This window comes from Kribbella sp. NPDC023855, from assembly GCF_040639475.1.
Lineage (GTDB): Bacteria > Actinomycetota > Actinomycetes > Propionibacteriales > Kribbellaceae > Kribbella.
In genome coordinates this window covers 1-14,166 of record NZ_JBFAAA010000005.1, presented here as the reverse complement: position 1 = coordinate 14,166, position 14,166 = coordinate 1, and the positions used below count along the sequence as shown (strand labels likewise).

The following is a 14,166-nucleotide window of genomic DNA, read 5'->3' as shown; positions in this document are numbered from 1 at the left end:
GCTTTGGCAGCGGCGCCTGGCTCAGTACTAACCTATGGCTTATGGAGATCCGGGCGGGTCTTGGCCTCCTCACGGCGCTGGGAGCAATTCCGGTGAGCGTCTGGTGGAGCGCCCGGATTGATCCGCAGAGCGGCATCGCCGCCGCCGTAGCAGCGTGTCTCGCACTGGCGGTCGTCGTCAGTTGGCCGCAGCCGCGAAACTGGGTCGCCCTTCCGGCCGCGGTAGCGGCCCTCGTGTCGCTGAGTTCGACGACCTATGTCCTGCTCACCGATTATTCCGGACCGACGGACGCGGGCAGGCTCGGCTTCGTCGAGGTCGGCGGGCTACTCGTTCTCCTCGCCTTCGTTGTTCGGTGGTCCCCGCTGTGGCCGGGGCTCCCAGTGGGTCTGGCGACATCCGCAGCCGCCACAATGTGGATTCTTCGTTTCATCCCCAGCTCGGATCCCCTGAGCCTCATCGGTGGGTGCGCCCTGTGGGGAGCAGGGTCGCTCATCGCGCTCGTCGTCGGTGGCTACCCAAGAGTGGCGGCCGCCCGACTGCGCGACTCCGTCGTCAACGCTCGACAGGCACAACGACTGCACCTGGCTCATGACCTTCATGACTTCGTTGCACACGACGTCACCGGCATCGTCGCGCAGGCGCAGGCCGGCCGGTTCGTCGGGGAGTCCGACCCGGCGACAATGCGCGCTGCCCTCGAGCGGATCGAGGCAGCCGGCCAGGAGGCCCTTGCAGCTCTGGACTACCTGGTCGAGATGCTGGGGCACGACCAACCGTCGGCGGCTCCCACGATCATGGGACTGGCCGGACTTCCCGATCTGGTCGAACGATTCAAGGCCGAGCGCCAACCAGGATGCACTGTAGAACTGGAACAACGCCTCGCCAGACCCCTTGCCACGTTGCCACCGCAAGCGCACCTCACGGCGTACCGGGTAGCGGTGGAGTCGCTGACCAATGTGCGGCGCCACGCACCGGCCGCACGGCATGTTCACCTTCGTCTCGAAACGACGCCGTCACTGCTGAGACTCGTGATCGTCAACGACCTGGCCGAGGCTCCGAAACAAGCCACCGGCCGACGGCTGTCCGGTGGCTACGGCCTGCAGGCCCTGTCCGAACGCCTACACGCCATCGGAGGCCGGTTGGATGCCCACCGCACCGAAAACGGCTGTTGGACGGTCAGTTGCGAGATCCCGCTGGAGCGTCACCAGCGGGCGTAAGTGCCCCAGCTCACCCACACTGAGACCCGCCGGATAACGGCGGCCGAAGTGAAGAAGAGCTACTTCGACCTGGTACGCCGCATCACGGCTCCCTGAAGTAGCAGTTGGGCTCCAGGTGCTCATGACGTTGCCTCACGCAACATCTGCTGATGGGCAGAGGTTGCTTGAGGCACTCACTGTCGCCGTGGCGGGTGTCTGTCGGTCGAGGAGTCCCTCCGATGGCAGATGGTTCGGCGGCGGCGCGGCGCGCACGCTGGAGGTGTGACTGACATGCAGCTGGTCGATGTTCCGGTTCCTGCGCGGCTGCGCGGACGTCTCCGCGCCTGCTGGCCGACCTTAGCCACCTGTGCCGCGGCGATCTGGTCCGGAGCCCAGGGGGTCCTCGGCCTCTGCTGGTGGACAGGCAGCGCGGGCTATCCCTTCGCGCCGGCCCCACTCGACCGGATGAGTGGCTCGCCCCTGGAGGGAGCGGACGTTGCCACCGTCGCTCCGGCCATGGTGACGGTCGGCGTCCTCGGAGTGATCGCGGCCGTTCTCATGCAACGGAAACGACTCACCGGTGTACTACGACGTGCAGTTCTCGGATTCGCCGCGGTGAGCGGCGTCACGTTCGTTGCGATCGTTCCGGACTACACGGCGCTGGGCCTCATGGCGATCTGGCCCGCACTGTTGGTGTTCGCCTTTACCGGAGTTCCTGGCGAGCAGGGCGGGCTCGAGGACATTCTCTACTGGCACCGTGTCTACGTGCTCCTTGTCTTCGTCGGCGGGTTGCTCTGGGCGACGGCCGGTGTGGCCGCGGCTCGCAGAACCAAGGGTCGCTGCGTTTCCTGCGGTCGGCGCGGCGATGACGAGGATCCCCGGACCAACCCGGTGACCGCCTTGCGGTGGGGCCGTCGGGCAGTCTGGATGGCAGTGCTCGCCACGGTCCCGTACGACGTGACCCGACTAGCCTGGTTCGCCGGTGTTCCCCTCGGCATCAGCGACGACTTCCTCCACTCCATGCAGCAGACGCCGGGCATGCTGGAGGTGGGAGCGACCCTCGCGGTGATGTCGTGCGTCGGCGCGATCCTCACCCACGGACTGGTGGCCGGCTGGGGTGAGCGGTTTCCGCGATGGTTGCCCGTAGTCGGCGGTCGCGACGTCCCACCTCGTCTCGCGATCGTTCCAGCCGGCGCTGTCGCCGTCGTGTTACCACCGGCTGGTCTGATGCAGATCGAGTCGACCTTCAGCACCGAGGAGTGGGGCGCCACAGCGCCGATGACATTGTGGCTTCTGTGGGCAGCGGGGCTGGCTGTCGCGACATACTCGTACTACCTTCGCCGGCGCACCACCTGCATGCGCTGCGGACGCGGAAGAGCCAGTGCGCCGTCGATCGCCGAACTTCGCTCTTCCGACCACTCGTGAGCGAGATGAGTCAGTCCTGCCGGCCCACGCCGGCGACCCCGTTCTCCCATGCCCAGGCCGCCACCCCGACCCGATTGCGGATCCCGAGCTTGTCACCGATGTTGGCCAGGTGGGTCTTGACCGTGCCGGCCGAAATGAAGAGCTCAGCGGCGATCTGCGCGTTGGTCTTCCCCTGCGCCACCTGTGCGGCGATCTCGGCTTCTCTCCGGCTCAGCACCGACTGGCCGCCGCGGGCGCTGTCAGGCGCGCGGAGATGGCGGAGCAGACGAACCGTGACCTGGGGACTGATCAGCATGTCCCCGCTCATCGCGGCCCGGACGCTCTCGATCAGCAGCGTCGGCCCTGAGCGTTTCAGCAGGAATCCGCACGCGCCCAGCCTGAGTGCCTGTGCGACGTACTCATCAAGGTCGAAGGTGGTCACGACGACCACCCGGATGTCGGATGTCCGCGGATCCTGCAACAGCTGCCGGGTCACCTCCAGCCCGTCCAGGCAAGGCATGCGGACGTCCATCAGTACGACGTCGGGGCGCAGATGCCTGGCGACCTCCAAGGCCGCCTCACCATCGGCAGCCTCACCCGCCACGACGATGTCGGGCTGCGAATCCAGCACCAGACGGAACGCACTGCGCACGTCCGGCTGGTCGTCCGCCACGACGACGCGGATCTTGCCCTGACTCATGCCGTGGTCCTTTCCTGGTACGAGCCATTTCAGCGTAACCGCCCGCGCGCGAGCCTCAGATCCGCCATTCGGCAGATTCGTCAGATCCCCGGTGGCTCAGCGACAGGACGCTGCCCATCGGCTAGGAGAACCCCCAGCCCGCGGTACGCCGGTGAGGTCTCCGGTAGGCCGACCATGATTCCCGACGGCCACAGCGTCTTCAGGCGAGGTACGGGGCGACGGCAGGGATCGCGGCGTACCCGACCATGCGGCGACTCACAGGCCCCACGCCGATGGTGGTGACACCACGCTGATGGTCGTGACGGAAGGCGGGTGGATCGCACGGCGCAGCATCGATTGCTCTGGTGCGGGATTCGACCCGGAGCCGGTCCGGGCGTCCTCATGGTCGGGATCAGCCACCGACCCAGCCAACGAGCACCGGAATACACCGAACGGCGGATTGGCCGGTGCCGACTTCCGGGGAGCGCAGCAAGGCGTGCCGTGGTGCTCCCTGCGAGCACTCGCGGTCGAGCAGACATCACCCGATCAGCGCGTGCCATCGACCAGCGCAGCACCGAGTTGACTGGTCGGGTTCGGCAAAACTATCTTAGTGATTGGTTTATTTAGTAATTGGCTTACCTAGCATCTGTTGCACTCGGCATGGTGCTCCATTTGGTCTACGCGAACGTGACCACTCCCTATCTCGTCGGCGGGGATGCCGGTAACCACCCGTCCTGAACGCATCCTCCGGATGATGACTCGGCAGCAGAACCAGTGATTGGAGAAACAGCGATGACGGAGCAGCACTTGGCGTCGGACGAGGCAGAGGTGCGTGCCCTCTACAACCAGTTCCTCGACGGGTGGAACCGAGGCAGCGGCACAGCATTCGCCGCGCCCTTCACCGACGAAGTGACTTTCATCGGCTTCGACGGCAACTCGTTCACCACCCGCTCGGAAGTCGCGGACTTCCACCAGCCGTTGTTCGACAAGTGGCTGAAGGGCACCCGTCTGTTCGGTGACCTCAGCGTCCGGTTCCTGTCCCCGGACGTTGCCCTCCTGGTCGGACGAGGCGGAACAATCATGCGCGGTAAGACCCGGCCGGATCGCGTCCGGGACTCGATCCAGACGCTGACCGCCGTGCGCACGGCGGAGGGCTGGCGATTGACGTCTTTCCAGAACACCAGGCTCCGGCCGATGAGCGAGAGCGGTGTCTCCACGCTGCTCTGGCTGCTCACCGACCTGCTGTGGAAGGTGTTTCACCGTCCCAAGAAGCGGCCCCGCTGACCAACACGAGTTCGGTGACCAGGTGTACGGCGGTCCGGCCGGTCTGCTCGACGACTCCAACGCATCGGCCTACCTGCCCGAACGCTCGCCGAACGTCTACGCCGGCCACGGAATGAATCCGCCGAGCGGCAGGTCGAATTCCCGGCGCCGCAGGAGTACGCCGTCCGCCGTCGAGGGGATGACAGCCGTCGACCCGAAACCTTGGTTCTCAAGTGGCAAAAGGCCCCCGTGAACAGAGGGCCCCGCACGCTACTTCCGCCGATTCCTCACACGACAGACGCGGGTGACAACGGGGCAAGTCGATGACACAAGGCCCCACACAACCAGGTACGAGCAACTTCGGTTTGTCGGCCAGCGCTGAGCCTGACCCTGATCACGCGTACGCCGCAGATCCGGCGGCCAGCTGTACACCTGCAGCATGTCTCGGTCACGACCCGTCGCACCGATGGCCGGCCCGCCCTCCGGAACGAGGCGGGACTGAATCTGTCGTTCGGCATATGCCGTTGGATTCAGTTCGTCGGCAGACTCCTCGGCATCCGCAGCCCGGCGCACGCTCAACGGGACAACATGCCAGATTGTGCCCGGTGCTGGTCATCGATCGATGGGAGCAAAATGAGGAATTTCGGCAAGCACGTCGGCCGAGCTGTTTCGATCGCGGCACTACTGGTCGGCGGCGCCGCAGTCGCGGCGCCTGCTGCCCAGGCCACGCCGTACAACTGCAGCGGCGTGTACGAGCTCAACACCTGGCAGGTGTACTGCGGCGGCGGCAGCGGTCAGTTCCGGGCGAAGGCTCGGTGCTACAAGATCGGTTCGTCCTCCTATGTGACCAGGTACGGCGTCTGGCGCTACGCCAACGGCGGGCTCAGGTCGGTGGTGTCGTGCTACTCCAGCGAAGAGGTCGCGAGCGGAGGCTGGGAACTGCGGTAGTCATTGCACGATAGAGGGAGCTGAGCCGAGGTCGTCCACCATCTTCGGGCGGCCTCGGCAAACTCGTTCCAGACTTGCCCGTTGACCCGGCATCGCGCCATGCGCACAGCTGTCGACCACGAGCCCATGGAGGTGACATGCGGTCCTCAGATTCTCCGGTCACCACGACCCCGCTCCTTCACAACCCACTGAACAAGGTCACCGGTGGCGTTGCCCGCGTCACCGATGAGCGCGGCAACTCCGTCATCCGCAAGGAGCTGCGGCGACCGACCGGGCAAGCCGATGCCTGGGCAGCATCCGGCGATCCGCGACACTGGAACTACTGGCATCGCGAGGTCGACGTGTATCGCGATGTCGAGCTCAGAACGGCTCTGGGGGTGGCCGGCCTGGTTCTGCCGGCCGCTGAGGTCCACGAACACGAAGCGGGCGCCACCCTGCGACTCCAGGATGTCGCCGGGCGCTCGGGCACAGAGTTCACGCTGGAGGACCACGGGGTGCTCGCTCGCGGAGTAGGCAACTGGCAGGCACGCGCCGTTCCTGCGCGGCCATGGACCTCGCGCGGCTTCCTCCGTGCCTATGCGGCGATCCATGACGTCCCGTGGCACCTGCTGGACGACGACGACGCCTGGCGCCACCCACTCGTAAGACAGTGGCCCGCGACGCTGCGCGCCGGCTGGGTGCGCATGGTCGCCCACCGCGCCGACTTGCTGACGGTGATCGAGCGCCTACCCCGGACGTGGTGCCATCTTGACTTGTGGGTCAGCAACGTCATCCGGCGACCGGCCGGGGACGTCGCACTGCTCGACTGGTCCTTCACCGGTGACGGCGCCCTCGGTGAGGACATCGGAAACTACATACCGGACGCCGCCCTCGATCTGTTCTGGCCGGCAGAGCGGCTGCCTGAGCTCGCTGACGCGGTGATTCACGGCTATTTGACCGGACTGCGGGATGCAGGCTGGCACGGCAGCGAAGACCTCGTCCGGCTGGGCGTCCACGCCTCAGCGGTGAAGTACGTCTGGTTGCTGCCGTTGCAACTGTCCCGGGCCGCAGACCCAGTGCATCGGGCCTATCACCGACAGGTCGACTCCGAGTACCTGTACGACCAACGTGGCCAAGTGTTCGCCCTGCTGGCCGAATGGGCCGATCGCGCTCTGACTCACCTGCAGCAACGAAACCCATGACGCCCAGCGAAGAACAGTAGCTACGGCAACAAGCTCCGGGCGCCAGACCCGGCCTGCCGTTTTCCATCCGGCCGGCACTGCGGTCTGGTCGAACAGTGGAGGTAGCCAGCCGCCGACTCACCACGTCGGGAGGGATCGCTGAGCTCACGCGGGGAGGACGCGGAGAAGCGGAGAACGCGGCAGGTCAACCATGACGACTGGCTACCTTGGATCAAGCACACCATGGGTACCTGAGGCCCACCATCGTCCGATCGGTAGATTCGGGCCGTCTGCCGGATCGGCCGCCACGGCGCGGGCCGCGAAGAGACCGGAGCTGGAGATGACTCCAGCTGCGCAACCGGGGTACCTGGTTGTCCACTCCGGGATCACCAGACTGACAGGTCGCGCATGTCACCCGGCAACTACCGAGAGCCGCTGCTGCGGACGTCATCCGAGTGCTGCACCTGAACGAGCGGTACCCCGACGTCTGGTCTCTGGGGATCAACTACAGGAACTGGGCGATAGATGTGCGGTTCGTCAGTAAGCCGAAGCGACAGGCTGATCTGAGGCACCTGTAAACCCTGCTGCCGAGGCTCGACGGAGCCACCCGCCGGCGGAACTTCGTGGCGGTTGCCGCCGCAACTCTCGGTTCGGTCACCGAGTCCCTCGATAGGAACTCGGTGGAGTCCTCGGATCGACGAGCGGGAACGGTAGCGGCCGGTTGGCGAGGAACGCGCGGATCAGTTCGCTGTAAGCATCAGGGGCCTCGATATATGCCTGGTGACCGGCGTCGGGAACGACGACGGCCTTCGCGCTGGAGAAGAGCTCCGCGCTGGCGCTGACAGTCGCCCACGGCAGATAGTCGCAGCTTGGTTTGACGATGAGGACCGGCGCGGAGAACGGACGGTGTGACTGCGCCGGCGAAGCCGCCGGGACGTTCAGCGGCGAGGTGTCGGCAGTCAGCGCTTCGTGGGCGTAGTGCCCCACTCCGGTCACGCCAAGGCGGTCATCGAACTGATGGTTGCAGAACAGCGCCGGAGTCGTCCGTCGGTAGATCTCAGCGAACCGCGCGTCCATCTCGGCGTCACCGACCGCTTCATGCGCCCTGGTGATGCTCACCTTGGCCAGTGTGTAGGTGAACAGGTTGCGGGGCCTCAGCAGGTAACTGTAGAGCCGGAGACGCTCGCGCTTTCCGAGTCGGGTGGTGGGATCGCCGAGACGCTGCGGTCCGCCTTTCGGGCTCGGTGGAAAGGCTGGAGCGCTGAGCACAAGACCTGCCACCCGCTGTGGATGGAGGACGGCAAACCTCGTCACGAGTCGTGCCCCGGAGGAATGACCGAGGAGCACCACCTGGGGCCGGCCGGTGAATGCTACGACGCGCTCGAGGTCCCGCAGCATCCGCTGCTCGGTGTAACCAGCCGGGTCTGGGAGGCGGTCGGATCTGCCGGCGCCGAGTTGATCGTAAACGTAGACGTCCCGGTCCCTGGCAAGGCGGGCGAAAGCCGCGACGTCATGGCTCATGTCCGCTACCGCCGGACCGCCGTGGACCACAACCAGCGGTGGCCGGAATGCGGCAGATGCACGCGTCACATGCACCGCGAGCTTGCTCCCACCGGCCCCTTCCACGAACGTGAGGCCCGGAATCGCCGGAGGCCGCAGAGGCTCTGCGTGCGGCCACAACCAGGTGACTGTGAAGAGCGCTGCCGAAGCCGAGATGGCGACCTCCCGCCCTCGATAGCCACTGTGCAGGCGGCGGGCAGCGGAGGCGCGTCGTCCAACGAATTGCTTCCAGATGTTGATCCCGGCAGGCAACGCGACGATGGTGATGACCACGGCACCGATGGACCCCGGCCAAGAGCCACCGACGGCAAGTACGGCGATCGCCGTCCCCGCGGCGGCGAGCGACACTACGAAACCCATCGCCACCGTTCCGATCACGATCGGTAGTACTGAGCGCGAGCGGGCCACAGCTAGGCCGATCTGACCGAGCTCGGCAGCAACAGTGTCAGCTCGGGGGCTACAGAACAGGACGCCGGCCCGTGCGACGGGAAGCGACGACGGTGCGTGGTCATGGCTGCCATGGTCCGCCTCCTCCCCAGCGGAGGACATCCGCCGCTCGGCAGATCCGTCGGCGCCGCGGACAAGCAAGTACCGCCATTCCGATGACCAGGCTGGGTCCGCTGTTTAGCGCCGCCAACGAGCGAAGTGCCGGGACCCCGGTTACCACCCACGGTCGCCTTTGGTCTGCCCGTGGGACCGAATATAGTCGACACCTCCTACCGTGCCCGCCAGTCGCGGGCTCAGTGTCTGTCAACCGGCGTACCGAAATCGTTGGACGCCACGGCCGCTGCGTCGCATCGTCACGATCCACCGATCGCCGGACCGCCGGGGCCTCACCTGTTCGGCATCCGTGGCCTCCGGCCGGCCCCGGAAGCAGCCCGGCCGAACAGCGACTGAGCGGGGGCTCTCTATTGAGTCGCTGTTCGGCCGGCAACGCTCGGCGGGGTCCGAGCGCAAATTCAGTAGACCAGGAACCGGGCCGCGGGTGGCATCCCCCGACCGGCAGATCGACGATCCGCTTGGACCCACCGGCGACACGAAGATGGCCGGTTGCGCTCCTCCATCCGACGGATTCCGCCGGTCGTGCTGAGGGGGCATGGTGAGCTCATGACATCACTGCCTGTGGATCCGTCTTCTTTCCGGTACATCGTCGACGACGTCGCGAGCGCGGTGACCTTCTACACGGCTCAGCTCGGCTTCGTCATCACGATGCAGCGTCCAGACTTCGCACAGCTGACCGGTCACGGCATGCGGCTTCTGTTGTCGTCATCGTCGGGAGGGGGTGGCGCCGCACAACCTCTGCAGGACGGAACAACTCCCCGGCCCGGCGGATGGAACCGAATCCAATTCCTCGTCGAGGATCTGGACGCAGCCCTGGCCGCACTGCGCGCCTCGGGGGTTCCTTGCCGCAGCGACGTCATCTCCGGACGTGGCGGCCGCCAGCTTCTGGTCCAGGACCCGGCCGGCAATCTGGTCGAGCTGTTCGAGCCATGGCCTGACCGGGCCGAGTGACCGATCGTTGGCGCTGATTGCCGGCCCACGCCGTCAGGGGTCGGCCGGCAAGGAGCGCTGTCAGGACCAGTCGGTGCGGATACAGCCAATGCCCCGCTGGTCGAGTAGGCGGGGTGCCTGTCGCTCGACGTGTTCTGTCCCACCGGCGTCCAGTTCTGCCGGGGCGATGTACCACTGTCATCACAGAGGTTCTGGACTTGCCGGTGATCAGTTCCGGATGTACTCGTCCAGCCACCGGGCCACCGAGCTTGGTGTCATTTACCTGTTCTTAAATCGGAAGAGCCGCCGCCGTGTAGGCGGGATGACCGACTGGCTGCGCGTGCACTTTCCAGCAAGCACGAAGCAGGGCCGACTCCCACTGCCGTACCGCGGTCATCATCCTCCCTGGTAGTAGCCGACGGCAACGGTTCGCCATGGGCTTCCCCAGCTCACTGAAAGAGCGGCTTGCCTCAGGGCGCACGCTGCCGTCGTCGCCCCGACTCTGGTCGTTCCCGTTGTCCTGGGAGTCGTGTCGGAGCTCCATATTCGACACCAAACCGGCTTGTCCGGTTGACTGGGCGTACGGTTCTCGGGTTCGTCACGTGACCGCAGGTGAGCTCGGTGATGACCCGACCGGACCCAGCGCTGGCTCGTTGGCGAGATGGCCGGCCGACCCAACGGCCCCTTCCTAGGTTGCTCTCTCCCGGCAACCTCAGTGTGAGGTGTCCCCGCGCAGCGGAGAAGGAGTTCTCATTGGGGACACACGGCGGCAACCCTGATCGGGCTGACGCGGAGCACACAGTGTGTCAGGGAATTGGTTATTGTATGTGCCACCGCTGGTCCGTGTACGAACCGCAGGTGTACTGCTGGACCGGACCAGTATCACCGGTCCGGTGCACCATGCACTTGCCAGAATACCTGTTCTTCAATCGGAAGTAGCCGTCACTCTCCAGGAGGAGGTCCCATTTCTGATCCAAGTAGGTACCACAGTTCCACATTTTGATGAATGAGTTGTTGGCGGTGCCGGATGCATGGGCACACTTGCCGTCGGCGTGGTTCACCAGGCGCCGCGATCCGTCAGAGAGCGGCTCAACGTACCACTCAGAATCTGTGTAGATTCTGCAATAACCATCGGCCTTCACCTCCCCTCCGGCTGTGGAGAAAATGCAGTCCCGGTTCGCCTTGTTCTGGATGTTGATGTAGGTGACGTCCGCTGCGCCGAGCGGTCGCACTGTTCGACTCGATCCTTCCTTAGTGGCCGGCGCCGACTGGGCGGCCACTGCGGCTGTCGCGGTCGATGCCACCAAGAGAACCCCAACGCCCAAGGCGCGTGCTAGCTTCGCGATCATTCGCACTCCTTCGCAATATTCGACAAATTGGGCATCCTCACATACTTCCGCATGACATGCTTTTCTGCGAGAAAAGCCTAATCTGCACAATGATTTACCGCAGGTCATCCCCACATGTTGGCGTCGAAGCACAGGCGTGTTTGCCGATGACACCGAGAGCCGATCGAACGGCCACCGCCTCAGCCAATCACGCATCATCAACGCCGACATCACCCGAACGGCAGATTCATGGGTCCGGGAAGCGTTCTAGCACTCGGCGAGAAAGGCCGCCCCCCGACAACAGCGATAACCGGTTCCATATGGGTTCACCCAGGCAGTCGGCTGCGAGTAACCTCTCGCTGAAATGTCCATCCGGCAGTAGATAGCAATCGTCGAGATCGCCGCCCACACTGCAACGCGTGCGACCACCGCCATGATCCGAGCACAGCCGCCATCGCGGTCAGTTCCGCCGCCGGCAGTTCACTCTCTCCGGATTTCCTGAGGTTGCCTCATGCAACATCTGCCGATCGGCGGAGGCCGGATGCTGGATGCCCGCACCAACGACCAGCCCCAGTCGTCGACGACATTCGTTCCGGCCGCTACTGGCGACTCGGACGCCCTGAACCGGTACGGACAGCTTGGCCAGGTAGGCGTCGAGCGCTTCAAGTTTTGAGGTTCTCGCGACCCGAGGGCAACAATCGAGGAGGATCTTGGAGGGCGAGAGCCGGAGACCGGCCGATGGAACCTGTGTTCACGGCCAGCAGGGACGCCCGCGGTGCAGCTCCGATACCGATGCGCGTCGACGAACACCTCTGAGCGTTCGAGCTGATTCGGCCCTATCCGAACTGCTGCCGTAGCCGTTCGACGTTCGACCGTTCGGCAGATGTCGCGCTCGCTGGGTGAAGTGGTCTACTTCCTGATGACCGACCGCCATGCGACCCCGTAATAACTCCTCTGCGGGTCCCCTGCGTATGGCGGTCGGCCCGCAACAACTCCATGTGAGAAACAGCAGCCAGCCTGGCCTACGCTCCCGCCTATTGCTGCATCGGCGATGCAGCAGGAGGCCGAAACCTGCTCACTGGTGCCTCCGTACAGGATCAGCCCCCTGAACAAGTACATCGCACAACTTGGCGCCAACTGTCCGGCGAACGTCTTTTGGCCGTATAAGCGAACACACCGATCGCGACGACCTTGCCGCAAGCCCGGCTGGAGTTCCTGGGCACACGAGCAACCAGCTTCACCGCCATCGGCACTGCGCCCCCGATCGGCACCCTCGGGGGCGCCGCACGTGCCGAGTGGCGCCACGAACATCCTCAACCTGCTGCACGGGCAATACGGCGGGACGTTGAGGGAAGCCAGACCAAGCGACATGAACGAGGCCGCCTATCTAGCGCCCTCTGACATCGACGTTCTGCGACGGCGCGCTGAGCAACTGATGCGCGACAAGGATGTTGTGGCGCTGGTCGAGCCTAGTGCCCGGCTCCGCTCCGACGCGGAGTCCGCCAGCCCGAGCATGCGAAGGCGCCGAACTGCTCGCCAGCTTCACCAAGTCCAAACTGGAAACCATCGGCCGCTTCCTCGAAGCCAGCCGCGATCTCCAGGCCAGGCGCGCGTCCAAGATCCTCGGACTTTCCCGACGCGGCGTACGACGAAACGTCGGCAGCCGCGCGCCTCGTGACTGGTTCCCGAGCTACCGGCGTACATCGTCTGACTGTCGCGACAAGTGGAGTTCGAGCCAACCGTACGATCGTGGCATTGACCTGCGTCATGTCTCCGGGCGCCGGGGTCCATGCAATCGCCCTGGTCTGCCTTTCGGCGTATACCTCACCCACGGCCGCATGTGTTTTGCTGACAAACCTGATCTGCCACAAGCATCAGGAGCTAGGTCGCCAGCAAGACTCTCGATCCACCGAAATGGAGATTCTCAGCCATGACAGAGCAGAGCCCTCGTATCGACCCTGAGATGGAATCCATCATCGAAGCGCAGTTGAAAGCGAATGTGGCCGCAGCACGCGCTCCAGAGGGACCGGGTAAGGAGATTTTGCAACAGAAGGCGGCCAACCTTGCCGGAGAAGCACACTTGAGGTCGGAGGAGCTACTGGGCAGAAGGCGGCCCTCAAGGGGACCTAAGGGGAAGGGGAGGTGGAGAGATTAGACGTGCTTCAACCGGACGCAAGTCCAGCAGCCGACCTCCTCCACCGCGCCACCCGGCAAGACCGTCTTCAGCGTGACGATCACCGGCCAGGAACCCGTCATCTACCCGCACCCGTTACTCGAAGGGATGGACGGCGCCGCCTTGGATGGGGCCGGAGCTCTAGCTGCCGGCCGGTGACGGCGTGGTTCCGGTCGCGGTGGTGATTCACGGCGGGTTCTGGATGAGCGGCTACGGCATCGGGCTGGCCACACCACTGGCCAACGATCTTGCTGCCCACGGAATCGCCGGCTACGCGATCGAGTACCGCCGCGTCGGCAACGGTGGTGGCTGGCCGGCCACCTTCGAGGACGTGGCGCTGGCGATCGACGCGCTCAAAGAGCTGCCGCGGCTCGGTCTCGGGAAGGTCGTCGCAGTCGGCCATTCAGCCGGAGGGCACCTCGCTGTCTGGGCGGCAGGTCGCCAGAACCTGCCGTCGACCGCGCCGGGTGCGGCACCGAAGGTCATCCTCAAAGGAGCGGTCGCCCAGGCAGGTGTCCTCGACCTCGTCGGCGGTGTCCGGGAGAACCTCGGCGGTCGGGCCGTGCGATCCCTGATGGGTGTCGATCCGGCCGCGGACCGCGCCCGGTACGAGCTGGCGTCGCCGTACGAACGCCTTCCTCTCAAGGTGCCCGTTGCTCTGGTGCACGGTGGTGGTGATCGCATCGTCCCGCTCGGACAGAGCCAGCGCTACCGAGACGCCGCCGCTGCAGCCGGTGACGCCGTCACTCTCACCGAGCTCCCCAAGATCGGCCATTTCGAGTTGATCGACTCCGGCCACGACGCCTGGCGGGTCTGTCGTGACGAGGTCGCCCGGTTACAACGCCTCTAGTCACATCTGGAGGCCGCCACCCCCGGTGGTCCGCGCGGCGTCCAGGCGGGCGGCGGTTCGTAGCGAGTCCAGGACGTAGGTGGGTACGCGCAGGCCCTGCCGTTGGGCCCAGAGCAG

At 65.4% G+C, this 14,166-nt stretch carries 11 protein-coding genes; 8 read left to right on the top strand and 3 right to left on the bottom strand.

The genetic code is table 11. The annotated features are described in order from the left end of the window. The first annotated feature begins 41 nt into the window (after positions 1–41). Together AB0F51_RS19130 and AB0F51_RS19125 are read left to right on the top strand one after the other, a co-directional pair. The gene (locus tag AB0F51_RS19130) at positions 42–1,214 is read left to right on the top strand and encodes a histidine kinase (RefSeq protein ID WP_360281598.1); all 1,173 of its coding nucleotides are present in this window, start codon (positions 42–44) and stop codon (positions 1,212–1,214) included. Positions 1,215–1,475: 261 nt separating this feature from the next. Beyond that, a complete protein-coding gene (locus AB0F51_RS19125; protein WP_360281596.1) occupies positions 1,476–2,618 on the top strand; it encodes an NYN domain-containing protein in 1,143 nt (380 codons plus the stop codon). Positions 2,619–2,628: 10 nt separating this feature from the next. Here the strand turns inward: AB0F51_RS19125 and AB0F51_RS19120 are convergent, their stop codons facing one another. Continuing rightward, complete coding sequence (locus AB0F51_RS19120) at positions 2,629–3,297, bottom strand: response regulator transcription factor (RefSeq protein ID WP_360281594.1); 669 nt, start codon at positions 3,295–3,297, stop codon at positions 2,629–2,631. A gap of 771 nt (positions 3,298–4,068) precedes the next feature. Between AB0F51_RS19120 and AB0F51_RS19115 the strand changes: the two genes are divergently transcribed. From AB0F51_RS19115 to AB0F51_RS19105, 3 genes are all read left to right on the top strand, one after another. Then, positions 4,069–4,560 carry an SgcJ/EcaC family oxidoreductase gene (locus AB0F51_RS19115; RefSeq protein ID WP_360281592.1) on the top strand — a complete coding sequence of 164 codons (492 nt, stop codon included), beginning with the start codon at positions 4,069–4,071 and terminating at the stop codon, positions 4,558–4,560. Positions 4,561–5,172: 612 nt separating this feature from the next. After that, entirely contained in the window at positions 5,173–5,487 is a 315-nt protein-coding gene (locus AB0F51_RS19110) for a hypothetical protein (protein ID WP_360281590.1), read from the top strand. Between the two features lie 137 nt (positions 5,488–5,624). After that, on the top strand, positions 5,625–6,668 hold the full coding sequence (locus AB0F51_RS19105) for an aminoglycoside phosphotransferase (RefSeq protein ID WP_360281588.1): 1,044 nt from the start codon (positions 5,625–5,627) through the stop codon (positions 6,666–6,668). A gap of 633 nt (positions 6,669–7,301) precedes the next feature. On the opposite strand, the gene AB0F51_RS19100 is transcribed toward AB0F51_RS19105, so the two are convergent. Continuing rightward, a complete protein-coding gene (locus AB0F51_RS19100) occupies positions 7,302–8,480 on the bottom strand; it encodes an alpha/beta hydrolase (RefSeq protein WP_360281586.1) in 1,179 nt (392 codons plus the stop codon). Positions 8,481–9,314: 834 nt separating this feature from the next. Here AB0F51_RS19100 and AB0F51_RS19095 point away from each other — a divergent pair. Beyond that, entirely contained in the window at positions 9,315–9,719 is a 405-nt protein-coding gene (locus AB0F51_RS19095; RefSeq protein WP_360281584.1) for a VOC family protein, read from the top strand. A gap of 797 nt (positions 9,720–10,516) precedes the next feature. On the opposite strand, the gene AB0F51_RS19090 is transcribed toward AB0F51_RS19095, so the two are convergent. Then, positions 10,517–11,047: an RICIN domain-containing protein gene (locus AB0F51_RS19090; RefSeq protein ID WP_360281582.1), complete on the bottom strand. Its 531-nt coding sequence runs from the start codon at positions 11,045–11,047 to the stop codon at positions 10,517–10,519. A 490-nt stretch (positions 11,048–11,537) separates the two neighbouring features. Between AB0F51_RS19090 and AB0F51_RS19085 the strand changes: the two genes are divergently transcribed. Further along, complete coding sequence (locus tag AB0F51_RS19085; protein WP_360281580.1) at positions 11,538–11,699, top strand: hypothetical protein; 162 nt, start codon at positions 11,538–11,540, stop codon at positions 11,697–11,699. 1,663 nt (positions 11,700–13,362) lie between these two features. Continuing rightward, positions 13,363–14,049 (top strand): alpha/beta fold hydrolase, encoded by a 687-nt coding sequence (locus AB0F51_RS19080; RefSeq protein ID WP_360281578.1) that lies wholly within the window; start codon positions 13,363–13,365, stop codon positions 14,047–14,049. Positions 14,050–14,166 lie beyond the last annotated feature (117 nt).

Excerpts from the sequence above, each read along its gene's own strand:
- AB0F51_RS19090 (WP_360281582.1), bottom strand. The coding sequence starts at position 11,047 with ATGATCGCGAAGCTAGCACGCGCCTTGGGCGTTGGGGTTCTCTTGGTG.
- AB0F51_RS19120 (WP_360281594.1), bottom strand. The coding sequence starts at position 3,297 with ATGAGTCAGGGCAAGATCCGCGTCGTCGTGGCGGACGACCAGCCGGAC.
- AB0F51_RS19105 (WP_360281588.1), top strand. The coding sequence starts at position 5,625 with ATGCGGTCCTCAGATTCTCCGGTCACCACGACCCCGCTCCTTCACAAC.
- AB0F51_RS19095 (WP_360281584.1), top strand. The coding sequence starts at position 9,315 with ATGACATCACTGCCTGTGGATCCGTCTTCTTTCCGGTACATCGTCGAC.
- AB0F51_RS19110 (WP_360281590.1), top strand. The coding sequence starts at position 5,173 with ATGAGGAATTTCGGCAAGCACGTCGGCCGAGCTGTTTCGATCGCGGCA.
- AB0F51_RS19115 (WP_360281592.1), top strand. The coding sequence starts at position 4,069 with ATGACGGAGCAGCACTTGGCGTCGGACGAGGCAGAGGTGCGTGCCCTC.
- AB0F51_RS19085 (WP_360281580.1), top strand. The coding sequence starts at position 11,538 with ATGCAACATCTGCCGATCGGCGGAGGCCGGATGCTGGATGCCCGCACC.
- AB0F51_RS19130 (WP_360281598.1), top strand. The coding sequence starts at position 42 with ATGGAGATCCGGGCGGGTCTTGGCCTCCTCACGGCGCTGGGAGCAATT.